The organism is Pseudobacillus wudalianchiensis (genome assembly GCF_001685015.1).
Taxonomy (GTDB): Bacteria; Bacillota; Bacilli; order Bacillales; family Domibacillaceae; genus Pseudobacillus; species Pseudobacillus wudalianchiensis.
Genome location: NZ_MAYT01000006.1, coordinates 1 through 23,450 on the forward strand (window position 1 = coordinate 1; position 23,450 = coordinate 23,450).

A 23,450-nucleotide genomic window follows, 5' to 3' on the forward strand; every position below is an offset into this window, starting at 1 on the left:
CCGATGTCCGTCCCCAGGCATCTTTAGCCGCGTGAGCGGCATCTAACGCCAGTTCAATGTCCTCTGCCTGTGAACGGGCCACCTCGCAAAAGACTTCTCCTGTCACCGGCGAAATATTTTCGAAATATTGTCCACCGACCGGTGCCTGCCATTCTCCATTAATAAAATTTTCATATCGTTTCTTAAAGGTTACTTTTGACCCTTCCNTTTCACTGTTCACCATTCCCTATTTGGCTATCACTTTTTTCTGCTTTTACATTGTTAAGACGATCCGGCCATTAATTTTTCCTTGTACCATTTTCTCGAAAACTTCATTAATTTCATCAAGCGGGGCTGTTTCAATTTGAGCTCTTACTTTTCCTCTTGCAGCAAAGTCAAGGGCTTCTTTCATATCCATGCGAGTACCAACGATGGAGCCTTTCACGGTTACACCATTTAATACCGTGTCAAAAATCGGGATTGGCAGTTCATCATTTGGAAGACCCACTACAACAAGTGTACCGCCGCGTTTAACCGATTGATAAGCTTGTTCAAACGCTTTTTTTGTTACGGCTACGCTCACCGCTGCTTGTACGCCGCCTACACGATTTTGAATAGCTTCCACTGGATTTTCTTTAAGGCCATTGACCGTGTCATCTGCGCCTAGATTTTTGGCAAGCTCCAGCTTTTCATCTGCGATATCTACGGCCACAACGTTAAAGCCCATCGCTTTCGCATATTGAAGAGCAATATGCCCCAGCCCGCCAATGCCGTAAATCGCTACCCAATCTCCTGGCTTGGCTCCTGAAACTTTAAGTGCTTTGTATGTGGTCACTCCTGCACACAAAATGGGAGCAGCTGCAACTGAATCTAACTCATCTGGAATTTTTGCTGCATAATCCGCTGCTGCAATGCAATATTCTGCATAGCCCCCATCAACAGAATAACCGCCATTTTCCTGGTTTGGACAAAGCGTCTCTTGCCCTTTCAAGCAATATTCACATTCCCCACAAGCAGAATAAAGCCAAGGAATCCCTACACGATCCCCTACTTTTAAAGCTGTAACTCCTGCACCGATCTCCTCGACTACCCCGACTCCTTCATGACCAGGGATCAGCGGCAATTTTGGTTGTACTGGCCAGTCGCCATGGGCAGCGTGTAAATCTGTATGACATACGCCGCATGCCTCGATTCTTACAAGCGCTTCTCCCGGACCTGGTTTTGGCTTTGACACATTTTTCACTTCTAAGTCTTGTTTAAATTCATTAACAACGGCTGCTTTCATAACCTCTGTCTCTTTGCTCGCTTTTTGGACGTCCTTTACAATTGCCTCTTTCATGATAAATCCTCCTTTTTCGGATTATTCAGTTTATTATTTGCAAGGAACATGCCAAGTTAAAAATCCTCTTTTGGTCGCTTATTTTAAGAAAAGAAGCCGCCTTTTCGGCTGATTGAGCCGTTTTTACGGCTGGTCTCTGACAAAAAAACGGCTATTTCTCCTATCCCGACTATGCAAAAAAACAGTTCTACCCGGTGGCAGAACTGTTTAGTCTTTTATGGTCTAATTAATCAAAATAATTATCGGAGCTTGAGTTTGTAGTATCGATCGGCGTCTCCGAGTGTCTTCTTTGATTATCTCTAGTTTGTTTTTATTTGGTCTACTTTTTTCAACGCCTCTTCATCTACAATCAAGGTTACATTCGGATGTGTAAGTAAAGCTGAAGCCGGAAAGCTCTCGTTCGCTTCTTCTGTCAATAGCCGAACGATGGCATCTGCTTTTGATTCTCCTGAAACGAGCAGCACAATTTCTTTAGCGCGCATGATGGTTTGAATGCCCATTGTAACCGCGTGTGTCGGCACTTCATCTAGGCTAGAAAAATAACGGGCATTTGCTTCTCTTGTTGATTCATCAAGCGTCACCACATGAGTAACTGAATCAAAAGAAGTTCCTGGCTCATTAAAGCCAATGTGACCATTTCCTCCGATACCGAGTATCTGAAGATCAACATCCCCTGCTTCTTTAATTAGCTGTTCATAGTGACGGCATTCTGCTTGTAAATCCTCCGTTTCTCCATTCGGTAAATGAACATTTTCTTCTGGGATATCAATATGGTCAAACAACTGCTGTCTCATGTATGTATAATAACTATTCCGATCTTCCCGCGGCAGGCCGGCGTATTCATCGAGGTTGAATGTCGTTATCTGTTGATAACTTGTACCTGCTGTTCGATGATCCGTTACTAACTGTTCATACATTCCTTCAGGTGTTCCCCCTGTAGCAAGCCCTAGCACAAGCTGAGGGTTTGCCCTTACTTTTTCTAAGATGAGCCTCGCAGCGGTTTCACTTAATTCTTTGTAATCTTTTACTTTTATTATCTTCATGCTTTTATACTCCTTTGAACATATGAAAATAACGATGACTGGATAAATCGTTTTATTTATTTTTACCATACACTTGGCAAATAAGCTATGAGAGACCCCTATTTTATCGCCATATATTTCGTCTTTTTCCGTTGATTATCTTACTTTTTTATCGGGAAAGCATATGCTTTTTGATAGAATCATGTAGAATAAAGACAAAGAAGAACGTTTAAATTTACTCCAACGACTGACCGAAAAAACTTAATATAAGAAAAGAGGGATTCCGATGAATCAGAAAGAGACAGTGATTGACTGGATGATCTTCACACACGATGAATGGCAGTTTTATATAGCGAAAACCCGAAGCGGGCTTTGTTACGTAAGTTCTCCTAATCAACCGCACGAAGAGTTTGAGAGCTGGATACGAAAGCATTTTCCTGCGGCAGTGCTCGTGGAAAACACGGAAGCTTTGAAGCCCTATGCCATTGAGCTGCAAGAATATTTTGAAGGAACACGGCACTCCTTCTCACTGCCTGTCGATGTGAAAGGAACCGCTTTTCAGGAAGAGATTTGGGAAGCATTAAAAACCATACCGTATGGTAAGACTCTTTCCTATTCTGATATTGCCCAGCTTATTGAAAAACCGAAAGCTGTTCGTGCCGTTGGGTCAGCCATTGGTGCGAACCCAGTGCTGATTACGGTACCGTGCCACCGTGTCATTGGCAAAAATGGAGCAATTACTGGTTATCGCGGAGGGACAGATATGAAGCAATATTTGCTTCAATTAGAAGTACAGAAAGACATAAAATGATAGAATCATTTTAACTTTTAAAAAAGCCTGATTTATAGTTCTAAATCAGGCTCGCTTATTCAATTTCCATAAATAAGGATTTCCGTCTTTTCGTTTTCCGCCGTTATTTCTGCTTGTCCACCAATTGGCAAAGTCGCAATTGGATCGGTATGCCCAAAGCTCACATTAGCCATCACCGGAATGTCACGAAGCTCTAGCTTATTTTTGAGCAATGAGACGAGTGCCGACTCGGTAATATCGGACTCTTTTTGGAAACGGCCGATTAAAACCGCTTTTAATTCTTTGGCATCCGGTAAATGAAGAACGGACTGTATATCACGATCAAACTTCATTAAATGCGTTTCATTGTCATCTTCAATAAACAATACCGCTCCTTTTAAAGAAGGCATGTATTCTGTTCCCTGCAGCAAATTTAACGTACTGAGATTGCCGCCGACAAGCCTTCCTTCTGCTCGTCCTTCCGTTATAATGATAGGCCCTTCATTTGGATAGTACGTACGATCTTCCTGATCTAAATACCATTTATCATCGCTCCACGTCTCAGGAGCTTCTAATTCAAACGGAGCGTCATTTGTCAAAGCAGCGAGCATTCCTTGTATCGTATAATCGGCCATCTGTTTCATTCCAAATGTAGAAAAATGGGGACCCGAGTACGTAATCAATCCCGTCTTTCGATAAATAGCTAATTGAAGTGCGGTAATATCGCTGTAGCCAATAAGAATTTTTGGGTTATTTTGAATCAAATCATAATCGATATGAGCGAGCAGCTGATTCACATTGTATCCGCCAATCGCTGTAAAAATAGCTTTTACATTAGGATCACGAAACGCCTCGTGTAAATCCTCTAGTCTATTTTCGACAGAGGTAGAAAACACAAGATCATGCTCCTCGACATGACGTCCGAACGTCACACGAAATCCTAGCCCTTCTAACCGCTCCTGTGCGATCTCTACCTGTTTTCCTTTTACAATAGCCATGCTCATGGATGGGGCAATGACTCGAATTTCATCCCCTGGCTGCAAACGTGGTGGCTGCATTTTCCCTTCCTCCAAAATTCTGTTTTATTCGTTTATTAAGCTGAGTGCCGCTTCACAGCAGGCTTGGTCCTGATCGGTCGAACCGCCGCTTACTCCGATTCCGCCCGCTAGGTCATTTCCGCAGCGTATCGGATAACCGCCGCCAAATACCGTCAGCCGTTTCGTATGCACGATGCCGGTTTTTAATGCCGGCTTATCTTTAATTACATCATACCATTCATGGGTAGGCCGTCCAAATGCAGCTGCCGTATAAGCTTTATCCTGAGCAATATCGATGCTTAACAATGGAGCTTGATCCATTCTTGAAAAAGCAAGCAGGTTACCGCCTGCATCCATAATCGCTACGTTAATCGCAATCCCCAGCTCTGCTGCTCTCTCCTTAGCCGCCTGGATCATCCGCTCAGCTAAATCACTAGAAACCGTCTTTTTTTCAATAAACATGGTCATGTTTATTCTCTCCTTTCTATAATTAAAGGGAAATTAAGAAAAGACGGCACACCGGCCGCCTTTTACCTGCTATGTACGTTCTCTTTGTACATTTCCTGCATTCTTTCTTTAATTATGTGCATAACTTTTTCAACCTTACTGTCATCCCGATAAGCTTCTTCATAAGCTTCTTGCATCAGCAACAATAACTGTTTCTGTTCTTGCACTTTCATTCCTTTACCTCGATTATCCACTAGATTTCTTTCTCAATGAAACAAGTTTATCATACTATAAAATTGCGAATCTTCCAAGATAAAAGCAAATTATTCCCTTTTATGTCACCTTCCTATAAAGAAAGCCGAATAGTGACGGCATCCGGCTTTCTTTGTCTAATCTTTGCATGATTATCCGTTATCGTACGTTTTTGTTCATGCTTACCGGATGTTGTCCATCATTCTATAAGCTTTATCGATGCTCACTGGATGTGGTTCACCCTTCAAAGCTAGCGGCCTTTATCGTTTTACGAACATCTGTGTATAATAAATACCGTAATCGCCGCCCTCGGCAATCCCAATTCCCATTTCTGCATAGTTTGCACTTAAAATGTTAGCACGATGGCCTGGACTGTTCATCCATCCTCTCATAACAGCCTCTGCTGTACTGTAACCAGCAGCGATATTTTCACCGGCATATGTAAAGCCAATGCCATACCGATCCATCATATCAAATGGACTGCCATACGTTGGAGAAGTATGATCAAAGTAATTCTTCTTCGCCATATCTTCCGATTTCAGCTGTGCCACCTTCGCTACATCATCAGCATACTTTAGCGGCTTCACTCCGGCTTTTGACCGCTCTTGGTTAACAAGGCTCAGAATTTGCTGCGCTACCTCTGCATGGGCATCGGACAGCGTATCTTTAGCAGGTGGCTGAGGCGTTGTTACTTCCTGATCATGCTTAAGAATATTGCTAATAAAGACAGCAAGCTGTCCTCTCGTTACCTTTCCATTTGGTGAAAAGGTCGTTGCCGTTGTACCCGATGTGATACCGGCGCCAGCCAGTGTTCCAATATATTCAGCTGCCCAATGATTTTCCGGTACATCCGTAAAGCTTGGTCCTTTCGCTCTCGGCAAGTTAAAGGCCGTTACCATGATTTTAGCTAATTCTGCTCTCGTAAGCGGGCGGTTCGGATGAAAATAATCCGCCTTTGAGAATATTCCCTGCTCTGTGAGCGCCACAATGTACGAATAGCCAGCTGTGCCAGAAGCTGAAACATCCTGAAACTTCATTGTACTTGTCTGTTTAGGATTGATCTTTAATGCCCGTCCAATAAAAATGGCGCTCTGTGCCCTAGTCACAGGTTCCTGCGCTCGAAATGTCCCGTCTTTAAAGCCTGTGATAATTCCTTGACTTGCCATTTTCTCAATTTGCGGATATGCCCAGTATTTATCAGAAATATCATGGAACGAAGTGGCTGCATCCGCTGGAGAAGCCCAGATACCGCCTGAAAGAATGAATGCTGCGGCTGCTGTTCCCATTTTTTTTGATAGTTTCATAGATTTCCACCTCTGCTAAATAAATGATTACTTGTAACCTGCCTCATTATATCAATTACCCAAACCAATCTCATCGCCTGATTGACCTATATGAATAGAGAAAAATGCCTTTATAAAACTACTTTTCTCTTATTTAAATAAAATAAACCTAGAAATTTCCCATTTGACATGTTGTTGACACATTCCTCCTTTATATTAGAACTATCAAATCGTTATTGAAGTCTTTCTGTACATAGGAGGAATAGATAGATGAAGAAAAAAACGATGTCGTATGTGATGAGCGGTGCGCTCTCCATCAGCATTTTAGGATCAACTCCTTCACTAACAGCAGCGGGCCCAGCTACAACGAAGGCTGAAACCGCTTCTTATAAATACCGGGACGGACAACAAATAAAGGGAATCAGAGATTTTTCTGATGTCATCCGTGAACAAGCTGCATCCTTTGGAATTGATCCTGCCAACAAAGATATTGAAACACTTGCCAGAGAAGTGCGGGAAGCAAAAGTACAACAGCAGGCAGCATCCTTTGGGATCAACACATCGAATAAAGATTTCCAAACTCTGAAACAAGAAATCCGTAACGCCCAGCAATCATTGAATGCTAAGCGTTAATTCGGTTTCTTCTCTTTTAAGCTGTCAATTGGCAGCTTATTTGTTTTTTTCTTATAATGAAGAAAAAATAGATCGAACTGTATGAAAACGGGATGATTAGAAAATGAGGTGAAGTAGGGTGACAGCTGCTATACTGCTCGCAGAGGATGAACTAGCCATTAGCCAGGTGTTAAAAGCTTATTTAACGAAAGCTGGCTTTCACGTTATGCAAGCCTTTGATGGACAACAAGCAATCAATTTATTCCATTCTGAACCGACTGACCTTGTACTGCTCGACGTTATGATGCCTAAAGCAGATGGTTGGACTGTTTTAAAAGAAATTCGGCAAACAAGCTCATGCCCGGTCATTATGCTCACAGCACTGGGGGACGTGAACTATCGGTTGGAAGGGTTAAATAATGGAGCAGATGATTATATTACGAAGCCATTTAACGGCGAAGAAGTCGTAGCGCGAGTACGGGCTGTCCTTAGACGTTCAGGCAATGAAGCTCCGTCTTCAGCCATTAAACAATATGGAAGCTTAGCCATTGATAGCTCCGCGCATCGAGTGACATTAAAAGGAATTAACCTGGCTTTAACACCACGCGATTTATCGGTGTTATTATTTCTCGCTTCCCAGCCAAATAGAACATTCACACGTGAACAGCTGATCGAACATGTCTGGGGCCATGATTACGATGGCAGCGACCGTGCCGTTGATTTATCCATTAAACGGCTGCGTAAATCGTTAAAAAATTGGCCAGAAACAGAAGGTGAAATCAAAACATTACGGGGATTGGGGTATCAATTTTGTGTTTATGAAAACAACTAGAAGAATCTCTTTGCTGCGCTATTGGACAACGCGTTACGTTGCGGCTCTTTGCCTTGGTCTCTTCATCGCTGCCATTCTGACTGTTATTTGGCTGCAGCATACGATGCTGAACAATCGACTGGAAGTATCAGAATTTATCGCAGAAGAACTAGCTAATCGGATTGCTGGCAGCCAAGAAGAAAAAAATGTCTCTCCAACGATTGATGAAGATATGCTGAAAAGCCGTGAGCTCTTTTTACAGTCAGAACATCCTCCTGCTATCTTTATTACAGATCCAAAAGGGCGAGTTCTTTCAGCTAATCAGTCGACTTCTGGTATCGAAACGAGTTCCTTCGCTCCTTCTCTTTTACAGAAAAAAGGAGATGTATTAAAGCTTTCTCCTGAAATGGCGAACGGATCACGCACATGGATGATTAAAAAGCCTATTAAGGTGGATGATATTATATTTGGCTGGGTCGTTATGCTGCAGCCAGAAAACGAACTGGAAAATGTAACAGAGGAATATCGCCTGCTGACTGGGCTCATTATTAGTCTGGGCTTATTTGGCTGGGCAGCGATTTATATTTTATCACGCCGGCTTGCTACTCCGATTAGCCAAGTAGCAAAAGCTGCAAAACAAATTCAAGAAGGCAATTATCAAGTTCGCCTGCCGGAACAGATTAAAGAACAAGAAGTGTATGATCTCGTTCATTCCTTTAAAGAAATGGCTCAGAAGCTGCAACAGCTAGAATCTTTACGAGCTGAGCTATTGGCCGGGGTTACTCATGAATTAAAAACACCGGTCACTTCTATTAGCGGTCTTTTACAAGCGGTAAGAGACGGTGTGGTAACAGGAGAAGAAGCCCATAACTTTATTGATATCTCTTTGAAAGAGACAACAAAGATGCAAAAAATGGTGAACGATTTACTGGAATTTAATTCTTTTTCGGCGAACGCTTTGCCTGTAGCCGTGGAAAAACATTCAGTGAATGAACTCCTTTCTGAAATTGTCCATCAGTGGCATTTGGGACAAGAGACAGAAGAGATTACGATTTCCTTCTCTCCTTTACCAACTAATCGCTCTATAACGACCGATGCTGTGCGTCTGCAGCAAATCATTGTCAATTTATTAAATAATGCCCGCCATGCCGTTGATTCAGACGGTAAAATTGAGATTTCTCTATCAGAACAAGAATCCGGGTTTCTGTCTATCGAAGTAAAAGACAACGGCAGTGGCATTCCACCGGCTGAGCAGGCACTCATTTTTGAACGTTTTTACCGCGGAGAACAGAAAAAATACAAAGTCCGCGGCCTGGGACTCGGCTTGCCTTATAGTAAGCTGCTCGCTCAGGCATTAAATGGAGAGCTTCTATTGAAAGACAGTTCCTCATTCGGCACAATTTTTCAAATTTTGCTGCCGCTGGCAGAAGAGCGAATAAAATAAGGAGTTCGGATCATATAAAGGGGAATTCGGCTAATATACTGCCAATTCCGCTAGTAAAGCAGCGAATTCAGAGAATAAGGCTGACTCTTTCGAGAGTCAGCCTTATTATTTAGTATCCTTCCGGCTCAAATGTCTTACAGTCCGTCTCTTTCGTGTTAGCGGCCTGATTTCCTTTGTGGCTGACCACGTAAATCTGGTCGGCTGAACACTTGTTTCCTTGCGCCCAATAAGTACAGTTGTTTACTTCACACAATACGTCTTTCGCCAAGATCCACACCCCCTCCTTTTTATAGTTCACAAAAAAGGAGGAGCCATGCACTCCTTATTTTGGACGGAAGGCTGACGTTTCCACGGTAGTTAACAGCACGCACAACTAAAAAGGCTTGCCGCGATCGACAAGCCTTCTTTTTTATTCCCGCTTGAATGTCTGACAGTCGGTTTCTTCTACGCTGGATGCCTTATGACCTTGTTGGCTGACGACGAGGATTTCATTAGCAGAGCATCTGTTGCCTTTTTCCCAATAGACACAGTTGTTCACTTCACATAATACACCATCTAAAATGTGTTTTCCCATGATAATTCCTCCTTTTATTATTGTGGGTCATGTGGCGGTGTGCTGTGCATGTATGGAGGGGCAGGTTCTAGCACCGGCTTTTCGCCATAGATAACCGGCATTTCCTCATATTCAAACTTTTTGCCATCCGGTGCTGTTCCTTCTGCCCACATTCCTTTAGCACTGTCTTCACCTTCCGAGAAATTGTAGAGCTTATGAGAGAACTCAGTTGCCTCATATTCGGCAGGTACGGTAGAAGGAACGATGACACCTTCTTTTTCCTCCAATTCTTTAATCGCAGCGATCCATTGATTTTGATGCATCGTGTCGCGTGCTAACAAGAAAGATAACATGTCTTTGACACCGCGGTCGTCTGTCATCTCATAAAGACGCGCCACTTGCAGTCTTCCTTGTGATTCAGCATTTAAATTGGCGCGAAAATCAGCTAAAAGGTTGCCGCTCGCTACGATATAACCAGCATTCCAAGGTACGCCTGTACTGCTTTCTGGCATAGCGCCAAGACCAGATACGATAGCGTGATGTGGGTTCATGCCTCCCATAATGGCGCCGATGACTGGATCCTTTGCTGCATTTTCCTGCTCATTCACTGGTGCTTTATCAAGCAGACGCGCAATCATCGTCGCAATCATTTCAACATGTCCAATCTCTTCTGTTCCAGTATCTAAAATTAAATCTTTATATTTCTCATTGCCTCTTGTGTTCCAGCCTTGAAATAAATACTGCATAGCAACTGAAATTTCACCAAACTGCCCGCCAAGAATTTCTTGCAGCTGCTTCGCGTAAACAGGATCTGGCTTGTCTGGTTTTGCGTGGAATTGAAGTTCTTTCTTATGGAAAAACATACATTACCACCTTTGCTGTTTTAGTTAATGAACCGGGTTAATCCAGTTTTAGTGAAGATAGTATGTTATTCCACGTTTGCCTTTTTTTAAACAAAAAGACCCCTGACAGTTTCATGCCAGGGGGAAATAAGTTTACTTCAATGCTGCTTGTACTTCTTTTACCATGGCAGAAACAGATTCTAATCCGCCGCCTGATAAGTACCAGTAGCCAGGATCAAGATAAACGATTTGGCCGTCTTTATAAGCCTTTGTATTTTTCACTAAATCATTTTCAATCACTTGCTTAGCAGATGAACCGCCGCCCTCTGCTACAACAGCACCGCGGTCAATGACAAATAAGTAGTCAGGGTCTTTTTCCACGATGTATTCAAAAGAAATGCTTTGACCGTGAGTAGAGACTTCAATGTCCTTATCAACCGGCGTAATACCAAATACGTCATGAATGATACCAAAACGAGAACCTGGGCCATAAGCGCTGACTTTTCCATCGTTCGCTAATACGACTAGGGCTGTTTTGTTTTCTTTCGAAGCTTGCTTTTTTAGCTTGCCGATTTCATCTTCTACGTTTGCTAATTCTGTTTGCACTTCATCTTCTTTGCCGAAGATTTCACCTAACATCTTCGTATTCTTTTCAAATGAATTCATAAAGTCAGCTGGATCAACACCTAAATAAATAGTTGGAGCAATTTCAGCAAATTGGTCATACAACTCAGCTTGGCGGCCAGAAATAATGATTAAGTCAGGAGACAGTTCATTTACTTTTTCGAAATCAGGCTCTTTTAAGCTGCCAACGTTCTCGTACTTGTCCTCTTCATACTTAGACAAATATTTAGGAATGTTTTGCTTTGGAAGACCCGTTACTTCAACTCCCAGCTTATCAAGTGTGTCTAGTGAACCAAAATCAAATACAACGACTTTCTCTGGATTTTTCTTTACTTTCGTTTCCCCTAAATCATGTTTAACCGTCACTTCTTCTGCTTCTTTTTTCGGCTCACTGCTTGTTTTACTCTCTTCTTTTTCAACGTTTGAACCGCAAGCCGCCATAACGATAGCCAGCAGCGCTGTAATCATTAACAACGATAATTTTTTCCACATCTTTTCTCTTCTCCTCTTTCCTTCACTTAAAATAGACACAAATTTTTTCATTATTGACTGTTTCAATCTTCATATCAATTTCATAAATATCCCGTAAAACACTTCGCTCCATCATCTCATCCACGGTACCTTCTTTGGCTACTTTGCCATCTTTTAAAGCTACGATATAATCCGAATAGCACGATGCAAAGTTAATGTCATGAATGACGATGACAACTGTTTTGCCAAGCTCATTTGTCAGCCGGCGCAACACCTTCATAATCTGGACGGAATGCTTCATGTCCAGATTATTAAGCGGCTCATCCAATAACACATATTCCGTGTCCTGAGCAATGACCATTGCAATAAATGCCCGCTGGCGCTGTCCCCCACTCAGCTGGTCGATGTATTTGTTTTGAATTTCTTCCAGCTCCATATAGCGAATCGCTTCGTCTACATGCTTCCAGTCTTCTCTTGTCAATTTCCCCTGTGAATAAGGAAACCGCCCAAACGAAACGAGTTCACGAATGGTCAATCGGAGATTTAAATGATTCGTTTGTTTTAAAATGGCCACTTTTTTTGCCAGTTCTTTGCTTTTAGCCTGGTTTACATTTTGCCCGTCAATTAGAATCTCGCCCTCATCCTTCGTAATGAGGCGGCTGATCATCGACAACAGTGTACTCTTTCCTGCACCGTTTGGTCCGATAAAAGAAGTAATTTTCCCTTTTGGAATCGAGACGGAGACATGATCAATGACAGCTTTGCTTCCATATCGTTTTGATACATTGTTCACTTCTACCATTTTTTATTCTCCTTTAACAGTAAGTAAATAAAGTACACACCGCCGACAAAATTAATAATCACGCTTAATGTCGTGCTAAAGGTGAATACCCGTTCTACGATCAACTGACCGCCAACAAGCGCGATAATACTCATGAGGATGGAACCTGCCAGCAAGTATGAATGCCGGAACGTCCGAAACATCTGATAGGTGACATTCACAACGAGCAGTCCAAGAAATGTAATCGGACCAACAAGCGCTGTCGATACTGAAATCAAGATGGCCACCACAATTAGCAATCGCTTTACCGTATAGTCATAATCCACGCCGAGATTAATGGCGTGTTCTTTTCCAAGTGACAAAACGTCCAAATACTTCATAAATCGGATAAAGTATAGCGATGTTAAAACGAGCACAATAACCGCAAGCGTCAGGACATCTGTCTGAACGTTATTAAAGCTTGCGAACATCCGGTCTTGAACTACTTGGAATTCGTTCGGATCAATCAGCACCTGCATAAAGGAAGTGAAGCTTTGAAAGAACGTCCCAAAAATTAAGCCCACTAGCAAAAGAAAATAAATGTTTTCGCCTTCACGTTTAAATAGGATTTTGTATAGAATGCCAGCGAAAACCACCATTAAGGCAACCGAAACGACAAAATTCAATTGCTTGTTCATCCACGTTAAATTCGTGGAGCCGAAAGCGAAGATTAACACTGTCTGTATGAGCATGTAAAGTGAATCCAGCCCTAAAATACTTGGTGTTAAAATCCGGTTATTCGTGATCGTCTGGAAAACCAATGTAGAAAACGCAATAGCCGCTCCTGTTAACACAATCGCAAAGATTTTCATCCCTCTTCTTGGCAAAGCGTAATCCCAATTGTTTCCGAGACCAATGAATAGAAACGCCACGATTAATAAAACAGCAGCCGCCGATAGGATCAGTAACTTTTTCTTATCACTCATAAGCTCTTCTCCTCATCAGCAAGTATAGAAAAATGCCGCTCCCAATGACACCAACAGTCAGTCCAATCGGGATTTCATACGGATAAATAATCACTCGCCCAAGAATATCGCAAAATAGGACGAACACAGCTCCAAGAAGCGCCGTATGTGACAAACTCTTTTTTAAATGGTCTCCCTGGTAAATCGAAACGATATTAGGAATAATCAAGCCTAAAAAAGGAATCATCCCTACCGTTAATACAACTAACGTTGCCGATAGAGCAACAATCACAAGACCAATGTTGACGACCCGCTTATAATTCAAGCCGAGGTTTACAGCAAAATCTTCTCCCATACCGGCCAGTGTAAAGCGTTCCGCATATATGTAAGCAACAACTAAGAGCGGGAGACTAATGTAAAGCAGTTCATATCTTCCCGAGATGATCATGGAAAAATCACCTTGCAGCCAGGCAGCCATATTTTGAATCAAATCATACTTATAAGCGAAAAAAGTAGAAATAGATGTCAAAATATTTCCGAACATCAAACCGACAAGCGGGATAAAGATCGTATCTTTAAATTTGATTTTGTCCAAAATCTTCATAAACAGAAATGTGCCTGCCAATGCAAATACAAAGGCAACGACCATTTTTTCAATTGGGCTGGCGGCTGTAAACAAAATAAGTGAAACTAATATTCCAAGCCGTGCAGAGTCCAATGTACCTGCCGTAGTCGGTGAAACAAATTTATTTCTGCTCAGCTGCTGCATGATTAACCCACTAATACTTAAGCTGACTCCAGCAATGATAATACTGACGAGCCGCGGAATCCGGCTTTTCCAAACAATTTGTGTTTGATCATCTGTCAAATTAAACAATTCCAGCGGAGAAATATGCGTGACTCCAATGAATAAAGACAGGATAGATAAGATGATCAATGCGATGACTAAGTATCTTTTTTTCATGACCATGTCCCTTACTTTACTGTCGCAACAGTAATTTTTAAACTGTTCATCAGAAAAATTCCGATAATGAAATTCATTATCAATAAAGGTTAAAAAAATAATCTTCATTGGTTGAAGAAACTTGTTTAAACAAGTATATAATTGGAAACATCATTTTATCATTTCGCCTATTTAAAAAATTATTTTAGATTGACTCGGATTCGATCCAGCACTTGTAGGCAAATCTCTAATTCTTTTTCATCTATCTCGAACGCAGCTTCCTGAATCGTTTGTATAGCTAAGGCCGTATACTCCTCTTCCATTTGCTTGCTGCATTCGGTTAGATAAATCAAATTGATTCGTTTGTCGCTCGGATGGGCTTTACGAACAATCAAGCCGCGCTTAATCATATTATCAATTAGACGTGACACACTAGGCTGGTCTTTCTCATTTATCCGGGCTAATTCATGCTGCGTTTGTCCATCTTTTTCATATAAACGGCTCAGGATTTGCCATTGTTCATGGGTCAATAGAAAACCCTGCTCTTTAAAATGACGGTTGAGCGTGTTTGTCATCAAACGCGAAGCTTGGAACAACTTATAGCCTAATGATTCCTCTAGAAGATATTTATTCTTCATCCGACAGACTCCTTTGACAGCTTTTCGTCTCATAATTTTACAAGTATCTACTTGTTTACACAAGAAGTCCTTGAAAACGAAAGGCTGCTTTCAGGAAAATTAGTCATTTTACGAACACTCGATTGATCTCCCAATAAAAATGATGGTTTCCCTTTCCAATGATATTGATTATCATTAACAATGATAAGTGATAATGCTTCTCATTGTCAATAGCGAATTGCCTATTTTCCAAAAAAGGAAAAGGCTATCCTATAGTGAATAAACAATCACTTATAAGATAGCCTCTTTTTCTATTCTCCTGTAACAGGTGCACTTTGGTGAAGCGGCGGCGGCATCAGCCAGCCATTGTTTTTATTTAATTGAAGAAAACGTCCGCCAAGAGCCGCTTTCTGATTATGAAATTGCAAAAACATAGCGCCAATGTCTTCACGAATGCACTGGCTAGCCATTTGACTGCAAGCAGCTAGACTAGCAGCGATGCTGCCAGACATGATCATAGAAATTTCCTGGTCTTGAAAGCGAGCGCCTGGAGGAATGCTGTTTACGTCAGCTTGCGGGCGCTCCATCGGTCCTGGAGGCAGACCAACACCATTCTCTTTCAGCAATGGCTCAAGTTGTGCCGCTTCTGACTGAGCTTGCCGAATAGCCTCTTCTATCAGATCTCTCAGCTGCTTATCACCCGCATGGTTTAATAACGTTTGATGAGTGCCGATTGCCCCATTCGCTGCAAGCAGCGCTGTCCATACACCGTATACTTCTCCGTAATGCATTGGTTCATTTTTTGGATTTCCGCTTAAAATTCCCATAATAACCTCCCTGGCTATATCTTTGATTCGTGTAACTCCTGCACACATTTATAGTGTTGTCCCTGTTTCTCTTTTTCATTCCAAAACAAAGCACGGTGTCGTATGATTATAGATGTGAAAGACAAAAAGGAGGACATTCGTTATGAGGAACATCCCTTCCTTCCTCGTCCGTTTTCATAAACCCCTTTTAATTTTGTGGCTTGCTGCTGCGGTTATTATGGGGGCCTTCGCTCTGAAGCTTCCTTCCATGCTTGAAGGCGATGGATTTCGGATGGATGGGGAATATGAACAAGTTCAAAAAGAATTAACTGACACCTTCAACTTCCCTGAATCGACTATTATGGTGTTGTTTGAAAAAGGAAAAAACGAGTCACAAGCAGCCTTTAAAGACAAAATCGGCAAAACACTCAATGAAATAGAAGAATTAGACGTCTCATCAGCCATTGAATCACCATTGAATGATCCGTCACTTTTGAGAAAAAATGACGCTTATGCGATGGTACATATCGATAACAAAGTGGAAGAGATGTCCGGTGTTATTAACGATATTAAAAATCAAATTAAAGACAAAGAAGGTATTACGTTAACTGGTGCACCTATTATTTCCGAAGACATTAATAAAGCAAGCCAAGATGACTTGAAACGAGCAGAGCTTATTGGTCTTCCGGTCGCCCTGCTCGTTCTTTTATTTGCATTTGGTACTGTCACGGCTTCTTTGCTGCCGCTTATCGTTGGCGGCATTACGATTGTCATTGGTTTCGGATTGCTGACCTTTATCGGCAAAGAGATAGACTTGGCGATCTTTATTTTAAATATCGCCCCGATGGTTGGGCTGGCCCTTTCTATTGATTTTTCGCTTTTATTCATCAATCGGTATAAAGAAGAGTTTCAAAAACAGCCAAAAGCGGCTGCTCTTATTACGACGATTAACACAGCCGGGCATTCTATTCTCTTCTCAGCCGTTTGTGTCTTCATTGGTCTAGGCTCTATGATGCTCATTGATGTTGATATTTTCAAAAATGTCGCAATTGGCGGCATGGTCGTGATTGCCATTGCAGTACTCGGATCACTTACACTGCTCCCGGCTCTCTTATATGTGCTTGATGAGCGAATTTATAAATGGCGTATCCTGCGTACAGACAAAGACAACAGCAGCCGATGGCGGGCTTTTGCTTCTGCGGTCATGAAGCGTCCGATCTTCATTACCATTGTAGCAATGGCTATTTTAATCGCCGGGGTCATTCCAGTGCAAAATATGAAATTATCCATCCCGACCGCTAATTCTCTTCCTAAAGACTTTGATTCGCGTGTAGCTTATGAAAAGATTGAGAAGGAATTTATGGGAGAAAACAAAAGCACCATTTACGCGATTGCTGAACGGAAGGATGGCTGGCTCAACGAAGCAGGCTTGAAGCGAATGAGGGAATTAGAAGACTCTTTCCGCTCTGAAAAGCACGTGAACAAGGTCGATACCCTCTTTTCCGTTACCAATATAGCCGAGCCCCAACAACTAGCGGCGGCTCTTCAGCAGCCACAAATGAAAAAGCAATTAAAGCCGGCTGTTGATCCGTTTGTCCAAGGAAATAAGCTGATGATCCCCATTTACTTAAACGTAGATGCTAACTCAGATGCGGCCCAAACGTTAGCTCGCGATTGGAGCGAGAAACATTGGCCGGTTGAGATTCAATTTGGCGGCCACCCGAAGTTCAATCAGGAAATTTATGATGAGATCTTTGATAAAATCGGGATCATTCTTGCGATTATTTTACTATCAACCTTTTTTATTCTCATGCTGGCCTTCCGCTCCATTATTATTCCGTTAAAAGCCATTTTAATGAACGTACTCGGACTCACTTCTACGTTCGGGATTCTCGTATGGCTGTTCCAAGGAGGGCATCTCGGACTGCAAGAAATGGACATTTCCTTAATCCTGCCTGTACTCGTATTTAGTCTCGTATTTGGACTAAGCATGGATTATGAAGTATTCTTAATTTCTCGGATTCGGGAGTATTATTTGGTAACAGGAGATAATACAAATGCCACTGCTGAAGGACTGGCCAATACAAGCAAGGTGATTACAGCAGCGGCGTTAATTATGATTGCCATCACAGGCGCTTTTGCTTTTACCGGTGTTGTTCCCGTGAAACAAATCGGTATCGGCATTGCCCTCGCCATTGCCATTGACGCGACAATTATTCGCCTGCTGCTCGTACCAAGCTTAATGAAACTCCTCGGCGACTGGAACTGGTGGTACCCGTTTCGCTCTAAGGCGGCGAAGAAAGCACAAAATCATCAATAAAGCAGAGTTAAAATCCGTTTTTATACTATTAAGCTGGTGAAAGAGGTTTGCCTTCCCTAGCAAAGCGAGCATTCGTCAACAGACTAAAAGGGTGTCCAGCTTGTTGGACACCCTTACTTTTTATTTTCGTCTGCTTTTTCTCTTTTGCTGCTGTCTTGCTGATGGCCGGCCTGTTTTCGGACGTTCACTTGGCTTTCGTCTTTTGTTATGTTCAGTGTCTAGAGGAGCCTCTTCAACCACTTTTCGTTCAAGCGGACGGCCAAGTCCTTTTTCAATCATTTGCAGAAAATCTTTGTCTTTTAAGGCAGCAAATGTATAGGCTTCTCCCTCTTCTCCGGCTCTGCCTGTACGCCCAATCCGGTGGATATAGCTTTCCATATCATGAGGGATGTCATAGTTAAAGACATGAGTTACCCCTTCGACATCCAGTCCTCTGGCTGCCACATCCGTCGCTACAAGTAAATGCAATTCGGCTTCACGGAACCTTTTCATCACACGCTCTCTTTTAGCCTGCGATAAATCCCCGTGCAATTCATCGATATTATAGCCCTTTGCCTTCAGTTCATCACACAGCTTGCTGACACGGCGTTTTGTCCGGCAGAAAATAATGCCTAAAAAAGGCTGAACTTCATTTATCACTGTGCACAGCGCCTGTTGTTTGCGGCGATCAGTTGTTTCAATAACGAACTGTTTCGTCTGCTCCACTGTTACTTCCTCGCTCTTTATATGTACAGAGCGTGGATTTCTCATGTACCTTTTGGCAAGCTGGCGGACATCTTTTGGCATCGTTGCTGAAAATAAAGCGGTCTGTCTCGTGAAAGGCGTTTCCCTTATAATGGCTTCCACTTCATCTAAAAAGCCAATATGCAGCATTTGATCTGCTTCATCTAATACGAGCATAGAGACATCGGTCAAGTCCACTGTTCCGCGACGAATATGATCAAGCAGTCTTCCCGGAGTGGCAATCACTACATGCACTTGTTCGTGAAGCCGTCGGATTTGCTGTTCCACATCTTGGCCGCCATAAGCCGCTAATATATGTATGCTGCTCTCCTCCGTCAGCAATTCACGCAATTCTGCTGTTATTTGCAAAGCTAACTCTCTCGTTGGCGTGACGATTAGTCCTTGAATTTCATTTTTTTCAATGTCTATCTTTTCAAGCAGCGGCAATAGAAACGCAAATGTCTTACCTGTTCCTGTTTTAGCCTGAGCGATGACATCTTCCCCGTCTAATAAAAGTGGAATGGCTTCTTTTTGTACAGGAGTAGGAGACTCAATCCCCTTTTCCTTTAGTTTTTCTCCCCACGCGGCGCTAATTCCTAATTCTATAAATTGATTCAAACTGTTCACCTCTTTTTTCCATTATACATGAAAGAAGCGCCGTCCTCGTAAAAAGGACAGCGCTCTTTATTAATGAGTGGACATATTGCCCGGTGTACCCGTCGCTGGGGCATATGACTGCATCATTTGCATCATGTCCTGCTGCGCGAATTGCGGCACTTGATAGTAATGATTCTTATTTTGGTAAATAGAAAGCTCGTACGCCATCTCAATACAGTTCGGGATCGAATCAGCCAGCACGCGGCGTACAACCGGATTTGTTGATTCAAGAGCGGCCATTGTTTTCATGGAAGCTGCCGACTTCAATGATCCAAGCATAGCACCTGAAATAAATGCGTCATTAATTTCCGATGTAGACTGCATTGGTTTTTTTGGCGCAGTTGATGTCAAACCGTAAACGAAGTCGTTGTCTTGTGTCATATTATAGACTTGCGTCGGCACAGCCGGGTCTTTACCGGACTGGAAACAATCCAATGTTGTGTTATATTCCTGCTGCATGAACTGATATTGACGGTCAAGAATATTGAGCAGCTCCTGATCTTTCACGTGAGAACGAAGCATCATGTATTCATTCATCGTACCTACCGCACCGGATAAGACTTCATGAACATCAAGCACCTCGTGTGCTCCGTGATTCATTTTTGGCGAAACAGCACCTGTATGCATGTTCGTATGAGTCTGTTCATTTTGATTCATCAAAGTAAATCCCTCCTGTAGTTGAGTGGTACGCCGTTAGTATGCGGCTGCCGATTTTTATTTATACAGACAAATTCCAAAATCGATATAGGTGAATATACTAGCAGGACTGCACAAACAGGAGGAGATATTTTATGAATGAACAACGGCATCTAGCCTGGCATGAAACGATGGAGCTGCATGAATTAACAGCGTTTCAATCAATTGGACTCATGAAGTTAAAAAAAGCCTTTCCTAGAATTACTGAACCTGAATTAAGAGCCATTTATCAACAGAATATTAACAGCCTGACTGGCAATCTTCGCGAATTACTCCAGTTTTACCGAATGACACCGCACGTAGGTCGTGAGGAAGAAATGCGAGAGGATGAAACGCCTTTTTATGCTGGAGATCTTCTTGTTTTTCTAAAAACAGCGGTCCGCAATTTGGCGATCGCTATTACCGAAACGGCTACACCAGCTTTAAGAGACGTACTCGTCAAGCAACTGAACAGTGCGATCCAAGCTCACACTACTATTTTTAATTACATGTATAAAAAGGGCTATTATCCTGCCTACGACTTAAATAGGCTGCTGCAAAACGATGTAGCCCTGGCAAATAAAGCGATCTCTATGAGGATGTAGGTTAGCCTCACCTGGACTGCCCTTTAGAGGTAGTCTTTTTTATTTTCACCTTCATAATGAACGGTTTTTTTAGCGGAGAATAATTTTTCGCCTACGAATTAAACTACTTTTATAAGGAGGGTAAGTATATGGAACATGTGAAAGCATTGTTGATCAAATTTGTGATGGTAACAGCGGCCGTATGGGTCATTCTCGGTTTGTTTTACGGCGTTGATTTAGGTGAAATCTTAACGATCAGTACTCTTTTAACTATCGCCGCTTATATTATTGGCGATTTATTTGTCTTGCCGCGTTATGGCAACATGACCGCAGCCGTCGCTGATTTTGGTTTGGCTTATATCGGCATATGGATGATCGGAAGTGTCGTCATTAATGAAAACATTTCGCTTGGATGGGCAAGCTTTTCTACAGCATTGGTGATCGCCTCTGCAGAAGTGCTCTTCCACTTTTATATGATGCGTCGTGTGCTTACGCAAGACCAAAACAGAAGTCAAATTCAGCAGAACCCTGCTTTTTCCACTGAGATGGCAGAAGAAACAGATATCCATAGAGAAGATCATGACCAGCCGCCGCCAAGGCCTTAGCTTTCGTCTATGGGACTAATCCCTCGTGATTACTCTGTTCCTCGCTAGTCTTAGCATCTTGCCAGATCTATGTTTTCATTAGCTTGAGGGATGAAAAATAAAATTTATCTCCATTCTCAAACCAGGCCGCTGTAACGAGCCCTGGTTTTCTCTTGTTCATAAGCAATTATCTTGCTTCTATTTTCTTTTTGATATATTATTTAACCGTAAAATATTTAGTCATCTAAATAAATTTCGAAATGAGGGAAAACGATGAGACTCGAAGGAAAAGTGGCGATTGTAACCGGCGGTGCAGGTGGTATAGGCCGTGGAATTGCACTAGCAATGGCCAAAGAAGGCGCTCACGTGGCCATTGTCGATGTGAATGAAGAAAACGGCAAAAAGACTTTGGAAGAAGTCAATCAATTTACGGAGGGAATGCTCTTTATTAAAGATATTTCCGTAAAAGAGAACATTGAAACCATGGTAAGTGAAATTGTCAGCCGCTTCGGTAAAATCGATGTGTTGGTAAACAATGCACACGCTTCCAAAAATGTTCCGTTTACGGAAACAACAATGGAACATTTTGATCTTTCTTTCGGTACAGGGTTTTATCCAACCTTCCATTTTATGAAAGCCTGTTATCCTGAATTAAAGAAAACAAAAGGTAAAGTCATCAACTTCGCCTCAGGAGCAGGTCTTGAAGGACAAGTTACACAAGCTTCCTATGCAGCAGCGAAAGAAGCGATCCGCGCTATTTCACGTGTAGCAGCTAATGAGTGGGGACCGGATGGCATTAACGTCAACCTGATCTCGCCAATTGCCTTAACTCCAGGAGTGGAATATTGGCGTGACCACAATAAAGAAGCTTACGATGCGATGGTTCAAAAAATTCCGCTTCGCCGACTCGGTGATCCTGAGCAGGATATTGGCCGGACAGCCGTATTTTTGGCAAGCGATGACGCAAATTATATGACAGGACAAACGATTATGGTGGACGGCGGCAGCGTTAAATTACGTTAATGGAGGAATAAACAATGAAAAGATTAGAAAATAAAGTAGCTATTATTACAGGCGGCGCTTCCGGTATGGGAGAACGTATGGCGCATCTTTTTAGCCAAGAAGGCGCAACCGTAATTGCTGCCGATATTAATGAAGCGGCACTAGAGAAAATCAGCCAATTTGACAACATTCACGGCATGAAGCTGAACGTTGCTTCTGAAGAGGATTGGCAGCATTTACTAAAAGAAGTCAAAGAGCGCTTCGGTAAAATTGATATCCTTGTGAACAACGCCGGCATTTCTTCGGAAAAGCCTGTTGAAGAGGTAAACATTGATGATTGGCAAAAAATGCTGACCATTAATGGATTTGGTCCTTTCCTCGGTATTAAACATGTTGTGCCTTACATGAAGGAACAAAGGAAAGGGGCTATTGTGAACATTTCCTCTTTCACAGCACAAATTGGCATGGGCTTTAATCCGTATTCCGCCTCTAAAGGTTCTGTCCGGGCCATGTCAAGAGCGGCAGCTACTCAATATGGCAGAGCAGGCATTCGCGTGAACGCTGTATTCCCAGGAATTATTGAAACACCGATGACGAAGAACCTGGAAGCAACAAAAGGCTATGTTGAGCAAATGGTAGCGGCTACTCCGCTGCAGCGCTTAGGACAACCTGAAGACATTGCTAATGCTGTTCTATTCCTCGCTTCTGACGAATCTTCTTACATTACTGGAGCAGAACTCGTTATCGATGGCGGCTTTTCCGCTCAATAACCACCTTCGCCCCTTTTTTCAAAGGGGCTTTTTCTTTTAATGTGATATGATAGGAATAGTATGATAGAAAGCAGGGATTTTATGGAGCATGAGACAATTTTTGATCTGTTGCATACGATGGATCAAGTGACAAATAAACTGATTATTCACTGGAATAAAACCTTTAAAGAAAATCTTGGTATCTCTCATATTCTCGTGCTTAGCCACTTGAATGAGCATGGAAAAAGCCGTCCTTCTGACATCGCCAAAGCGCTCGGCTTAACACCTCCTTCTTTAACCCATTTATCTGAAAAGCTCATTCAAAAGAAACTAGCCGTCCGGCTCGCTGATGAAAACGACCGCCGTATCCTTTACCTTGATATTACGGATACGGGCCGCAGCGTTTTAAAGAAAGCCCATCTAGAAGGGCAATACCTGAGAAGAAAGCTATTTGAGAAATTAACAGCTGAAGAGCGAAAACAGCTCCTAGCTATTTATGAAAAGCTGAACAGTTGAATAAGGCAATGATAAGCTGCAAAGAGCCCCTAGCCAAAATAGC

General features: G+C 42.4%; 28 protein-coding genes. 10 read left to right on the forward strand and 18 right to left on the reverse strand.

What is annotated here, in order from left to right; genetic code table 11:
- From A8F95_RS06580 to nagB, 3 genes are all read right to left on the reverse strand, one after another.
- The coding region (locus A8F95_RS06580; RefSeq protein ID WP_141676236.1) for an aldehyde dehydrogenase family protein at nt 1-223 on the reverse strand (223 nt) is incomplete at its 3' end.
- Between the two features lie 30 nt (nt 224-253).
- Nucleotides 254-1,264 (reverse strand): alcohol dehydrogenase AdhP, encoded by a 1,011-nt coding sequence (gene adhP, locus A8F95_RS06585; RefSeq protein WP_065409891.1) that lies wholly within the window; start codon nt 1,262-1,264, stop codon nt 254-256.
- A gap of 353 nt (nt 1,265-1,617) precedes the next feature.
- Complete coding sequence (nagB, locus tag A8F95_RS06590; RefSeq protein ID WP_065409829.1) at nt 1,618-2,361, reverse strand: glucosamine-6-phosphate deaminase; 744 nt, start codon at nt 2,359-2,361, stop codon at nt 1,618-1,620.
- Between the two features lie 265 nt (nt 2,362-2,626).
- Here nagB and A8F95_RS06595 point away from each other — a divergent pair, with 265 nt between their 5' ends.
- Nucleotides 2,627-3,151 (forward strand): methylated-DNA--[protein]-cysteine S-methyltransferase, encoded by a 525-nt coding sequence (locus A8F95_RS06595; RefSeq protein WP_065409830.1) that lies wholly within the window; start codon nt 2,627-2,629, stop codon nt 3,149-3,151.
- 59 nt (nt 3,152-3,210) lie between these two features.
- Here the strand turns inward: A8F95_RS06595 and A8F95_RS06600 are convergent, their stop codons facing one another.
- From A8F95_RS06600 to A8F95_RS21630, 4 genes are all read right to left on the reverse strand, one after another.
- Entirely contained in the window at nt 3,211-4,188 is a 978-nt protein-coding gene (locus A8F95_RS06600) for a S66 peptidase family protein (protein WP_065409831.1), read from the reverse strand.
- A gap of 24 nt (nt 4,189-4,212) precedes the next feature.
- Nucleotides 4,213-4,629 (reverse strand): GlcG/HbpS family heme-binding protein, encoded by a 417-nt coding sequence (locus A8F95_RS06605; RefSeq protein WP_425414977.1) that lies wholly within the window; start codon nt 4,627-4,629, stop codon nt 4,213-4,215.
- Between the two features lie 68 nt (nt 4,630-4,697).
- Nucleotides 4,698-4,868 carry a hypothetical protein gene (locus A8F95_RS22375; protein ID WP_156187066.1) on the reverse strand — a complete coding sequence of 57 codons (171 nt, stop codon included), beginning with the start codon at nt 4,866-4,868 and terminating at the stop codon, nt 4,698-4,700.
- A gap of 258 nt (nt 4,869-5,126) precedes the next feature.
- Nucleotides 5,127-6,170, reverse strand: a complete 1,044-nt coding sequence (locus A8F95_RS21630) for an S-layer homology domain-containing protein (protein ID WP_077247251.1) — start codon at nt 6,168-6,170, stop codon at nt 5,127-5,129.
- A 249-nt stretch (nt 6,171-6,419) separates the two neighbouring features.
- Between A8F95_RS21630 and A8F95_RS06615 the strand changes: the two genes are divergently transcribed.
- The 3 genes from A8F95_RS06615 (at nt 6,420) to A8F95_RS06625 (ending at nt 9,016) form a co-directional block, all read left to right on the forward strand.
- Nucleotides 6,420-6,782 (forward strand): hypothetical protein, encoded by a 363-nt coding sequence (locus A8F95_RS06615; RefSeq protein WP_065409833.1) that lies wholly within the window; start codon nt 6,420-6,422, stop codon nt 6,780-6,782.
- A gap of 118 nt (nt 6,783-6,900) precedes the next feature.
- Nucleotides 6,901-7,593 (forward strand): response regulator transcription factor, encoded by a 693-nt coding sequence (locus A8F95_RS06620; RefSeq protein ID WP_065409834.1) that lies wholly within the window; start codon nt 6,901-6,903, stop codon nt 7,591-7,593.
- Entirely contained in the window at nt 7,580-9,016 is a 1,437-nt protein-coding gene (locus A8F95_RS06625; RefSeq protein WP_065409893.1) for a HAMP domain-containing sensor histidine kinase, read from the forward strand. The genes A8F95_RS06620 and A8F95_RS06625 overlap by 14 nt, the downstream gene beginning before the upstream one ends.
- Before the next feature lie 109 nt (nt 9,017-9,125).
- On the opposite strand, the gene A8F95_RS06630 is transcribed toward A8F95_RS06625, so the two are convergent.
- From A8F95_RS06630 to A8F95_RS06670, 9 genes are all read right to left on the reverse strand, one after another.
- Nucleotides 9,126-9,284 (reverse strand): DUF1540 domain-containing protein, encoded by a 159-nt coding sequence (locus A8F95_RS06630; RefSeq protein ID WP_065409835.1) that lies wholly within the window; start codon nt 9,282-9,284, stop codon nt 9,126-9,128.
- 141 nt (nt 9,285-9,425) lie between these two features.
- On the reverse strand, nt 9,426-9,590 hold the full coding sequence (locus tag A8F95_RS06635; protein ID WP_065409836.1) for a DUF1540 domain-containing protein: 165 nt from the start codon (nt 9,588-9,590) through the stop codon (nt 9,426-9,428).
- 17 nt (nt 9,591-9,607) lie between these two features.
- Nucleotides 9,608-10,432, reverse strand: coding sequence for a manganese catalase (locus tag A8F95_RS06640; RefSeq protein ID WP_065409837.1), 825 nt, complete (start codon nt 10,430-10,432; stop codon nt 9,608-9,610).
- A gap of 132 nt (nt 10,433-10,564) precedes the next feature.
- A complete protein-coding gene (locus tag A8F95_RS06645; RefSeq protein WP_065409838.1) occupies nt 10,565-11,527 on the reverse strand; it encodes a siderophore ABC transporter substrate-binding protein in 963 nt (320 codons plus the stop codon).
- Between the two features lie 22 nt (nt 11,528-11,549).
- Entirely contained in the window at nt 11,550-12,308 is a 759-nt protein-coding gene (locus tag A8F95_RS06650; RefSeq protein ID WP_065409839.1) for an iron ABC transporter ATP-binding protein, read from the reverse strand.
- Nucleotides 12,302-13,252 carry an iron chelate uptake ABC transporter family permease subunit gene (locus A8F95_RS06655; protein WP_065409840.1) on the reverse strand — a complete coding sequence of 317 codons (951 nt, stop codon included), beginning with the start codon at nt 13,250-13,252 and terminating at the stop codon, nt 12,302-12,304. Before A8F95_RS06655 ends, A8F95_RS06650 begins: the two co-directional genes overlap by 7 nt.
- Nucleotides 13,245-14,195 carry an ABC transporter permease gene (locus A8F95_RS06660; RefSeq protein WP_065409841.1) on the reverse strand — a complete coding sequence of 317 codons (951 nt, stop codon included), beginning with the start codon at nt 14,193-14,195 and terminating at the stop codon, nt 13,245-13,247. Before A8F95_RS06660 ends, A8F95_RS06655 begins: the two co-directional genes overlap by 8 nt.
- Nucleotides 14,196-14,374: 179 nt before the next feature.
- On the reverse strand, nt 14,375-14,812 hold the full coding sequence (locus tag A8F95_RS06665; protein WP_049664552.1) for a MarR family winged helix-turn-helix transcriptional regulator: 438 nt from the start codon (nt 14,810-14,812) through the stop codon (nt 14,375-14,377).
- A 290-nt stretch (nt 14,813-15,102) separates the two neighbouring features.
- Entirely contained in the window at nt 15,103-15,618 is a 516-nt protein-coding gene (locus tag A8F95_RS06670; RefSeq protein WP_065409842.1) for a DUF3231 family protein, read from the reverse strand.
- Between the two features lie 142 nt (nt 15,619-15,760).
- Between A8F95_RS06670 and A8F95_RS06675 the strand changes: the two genes are divergently transcribed.
- Nucleotides 15,761-17,917: an MMPL family transporter gene (locus tag A8F95_RS06675; protein ID WP_065409843.1), complete on the forward strand. Its 2,157-nt coding sequence runs from the start codon at nt 15,761-15,763 to the stop codon at nt 17,915-17,917.
- A gap of 120 nt (nt 17,918-18,037) precedes the next feature.
- Here the strand turns inward: A8F95_RS06675 and A8F95_RS06680 are convergent, their stop codons facing one another.
- Nucleotides 18,038-19,267, reverse strand: coding sequence for a DEAD/DEAH box helicase (locus A8F95_RS06680; protein WP_095407454.1), 1,230 nt, complete (start codon nt 19,265-19,267; stop codon nt 18,038-18,040).
- Nucleotides 19,268-19,327: 60 nt separating this feature from the next.
- Nucleotides 19,328-19,957, reverse strand: coding sequence for a spore coat protein (locus tag A8F95_RS06685; RefSeq protein ID WP_077247252.1), 630 nt, complete (start codon nt 19,955-19,957; stop codon nt 19,328-19,330).
- Between the two features lie 131 nt (nt 19,958-20,088).
- Between A8F95_RS06685 and A8F95_RS06690 the strand changes: the two genes are divergently transcribed.
- From A8F95_RS06690 to A8F95_RS06710, 5 genes are all read left to right on the forward strand, one after another.
- On the forward strand, nt 20,089-20,577 hold the full coding sequence (locus A8F95_RS06690; protein ID WP_065409846.1) for a spore coat protein: 489 nt from the start codon (nt 20,089-20,091) through the stop codon (nt 20,575-20,577).
- Nucleotides 20,578-20,705: 128 nt separating this feature from the next.
- The gene (locus A8F95_RS06695) at nt 20,706-21,161 is read left to right on the forward strand and encodes a YndM family protein (protein ID WP_065409847.1); all 456 of its coding nucleotides are present in this window, start codon (nt 20,706-20,708) and stop codon (nt 21,159-21,161) included.
- 252 nt (nt 21,162-21,413) lie between these two features.
- On the forward strand, nt 21,414-22,163 hold the full coding sequence (locus A8F95_RS06700; RefSeq protein WP_065409848.1) for an SDR family NAD(P)-dependent oxidoreductase: 750 nt from the start codon (nt 21,414-21,416) through the stop codon (nt 22,161-22,163).
- A gap of 14 nt (nt 22,164-22,177) precedes the next feature.
- Nucleotides 22,178-22,912 (forward strand): SDR family NAD(P)-dependent oxidoreductase, encoded by a 735-nt coding sequence (locus A8F95_RS06705; protein WP_065409849.1) that lies wholly within the window; start codon nt 22,178-22,180, stop codon nt 22,910-22,912.
- A gap of 81 nt (nt 22,913-22,993) precedes the next feature.
- Complete coding sequence (locus tag A8F95_RS06710; protein ID WP_065409850.1) at nt 22,994-23,407, forward strand: MarR family winged helix-turn-helix transcriptional regulator; 414 nt, start codon at nt 22,994-22,996, stop codon at nt 23,405-23,407.
- The last annotated feature ends 43 nt before the right edge of the window (nt 23,408-23,450 follow it).

What these genes read in the sequence shown, in the direction of transcription:
- adhP (WP_065409891.1), bottom strand. Translation starts at nt 1,264, where the DNA reads ATGAAAGCAGCCGTTGTTAATGAATTTAAACAAGACTTAGAAGTGAAA.
- nagB (WP_065409829.1), bottom strand. Translation starts at nt 2,361, where the DNA reads ATGAAGATAATAAAAGTAAAAGATTACAAAGAATTAAGTGAAACCGCT.
- A8F95_RS06595 (WP_065409830.1), top strand. Translation starts at nt 2,627, where the DNA reads ATGAATCAGAAAGAGACAGTGATTGACTGGATGATCTTCACACACGAT.
- A8F95_RS06600 (WP_065409831.1), bottom strand. Translation starts at nt 4,188, where the DNA reads ATGCAGCCACCACGTTTGCAGCCAGGGGATGAAATTCGAGTCATTGCC.
- A8F95_RS06605 (WP_425414977.1), bottom strand. Translation starts at nt 4,629, where the DNA reads ATGTTTATTGAAAAAAAGACGGTTTCTAGTGATTTAGCTGAGCGGATG.
- A8F95_RS21630 (WP_077247251.1), bottom strand. Translation starts at nt 6,170, where the DNA reads ATGAAACTATCAAAAAAAATGGGAACAGCAGCCGCAGCATTCATTCTT.
- A8F95_RS06615 (WP_065409833.1), top strand. Translation starts at nt 6,420, where the DNA reads ATGAAGAAAAAAACGATGTCGTATGTGATGAGCGGTGCGCTCTCCATC.
- A8F95_RS06625 (WP_065409893.1), top strand. Translation starts at nt 7,580, where the DNA reads ATGAAAACAACTAGAAGAATCTCTTTGCTGCGCTATTGGACAACGCGT.
- A8F95_RS06635 (WP_065409836.1), bottom strand. Translation starts at nt 9,590, where the DNA reads ATGGGAAAACACATTTTAGATGGTGTATTATGTGAAGTGAACAACTGT.
- A8F95_RS06640 (WP_065409837.1), bottom strand. Translation starts at nt 10,432, where the DNA reads ATGTTTTTCCATAAGAAAGAACTTCAATTCCACGCAAAACCAGACAAG.
- A8F95_RS06645 (WP_065409838.1), bottom strand. Translation starts at nt 11,527, where the DNA reads ATGTGGAAAAAATTATCGTTGTTAATGATTACAGCGCTGCTGGCTATC.
- A8F95_RS06650 (WP_065409839.1), bottom strand. Translation starts at nt 12,308, where the DNA reads ATGGTAGAAGTGAACAATGTATCAAAACGATATGGAAGCAAAGCTGTC.
- A8F95_RS06655 (WP_065409840.1), bottom strand. Translation starts at nt 13,252, where the DNA reads ATGAGTGATAAGAAAAAGTTACTGATCCTATCGGCGGCTGCTGTTTTA.
- A8F95_RS06660 (WP_065409841.1), bottom strand. Translation starts at nt 14,195, where the DNA reads ATGAAAAAAAGATACTTAGTCATCGCATTGATCATCTTATCTATCCTG.
- A8F95_RS06665 (WP_049664552.1), bottom strand. Translation starts at nt 14,812, where the DNA reads ATGAAGAATAAATATCTTCTAGAGGAATCATTAGGCTATAAGTTGTTC.
- A8F95_RS06670 (WP_065409842.1), bottom strand. Translation starts at nt 15,618, where the DNA reads ATGGGAATTTTAAGCGGAAATCCAAAAAATGAACCAATGCATTACGGA.
- A8F95_RS06675 (WP_065409843.1), top strand. Translation starts at nt 15,761, where the DNA reads ATGAGGAACATCCCTTCCTTCCTCGTCCGTTTTCATAAACCCCTTTTA.
- A8F95_RS06690 (WP_065409846.1), top strand. Translation starts at nt 20,089, where the DNA reads ATGAATGAACAACGGCATCTAGCCTGGCATGAAACGATGGAGCTGCAT.
- A8F95_RS06695 (WP_065409847.1), top strand. Translation starts at nt 20,706, where the DNA reads ATGGAACATGTGAAAGCATTGTTGATCAAATTTGTGATGGTAACAGCG.
- A8F95_RS06700 (WP_065409848.1), top strand. Translation starts at nt 21,414, where the DNA reads ATGAGACTCGAAGGAAAAGTGGCGATTGTAACCGGCGGTGCAGGTGGT.
- A8F95_RS06705 (WP_065409849.1), top strand. Translation starts at nt 22,178, where the DNA reads ATGAAAAGATTAGAAAATAAAGTAGCTATTATTACAGGCGGCGCTTCC.
- A8F95_RS06710 (WP_065409850.1), top strand. Translation starts at nt 22,994, where the DNA reads ATGGAGCATGAGACAATTTTTGATCTGTTGCATACGATGGATCAAGTG.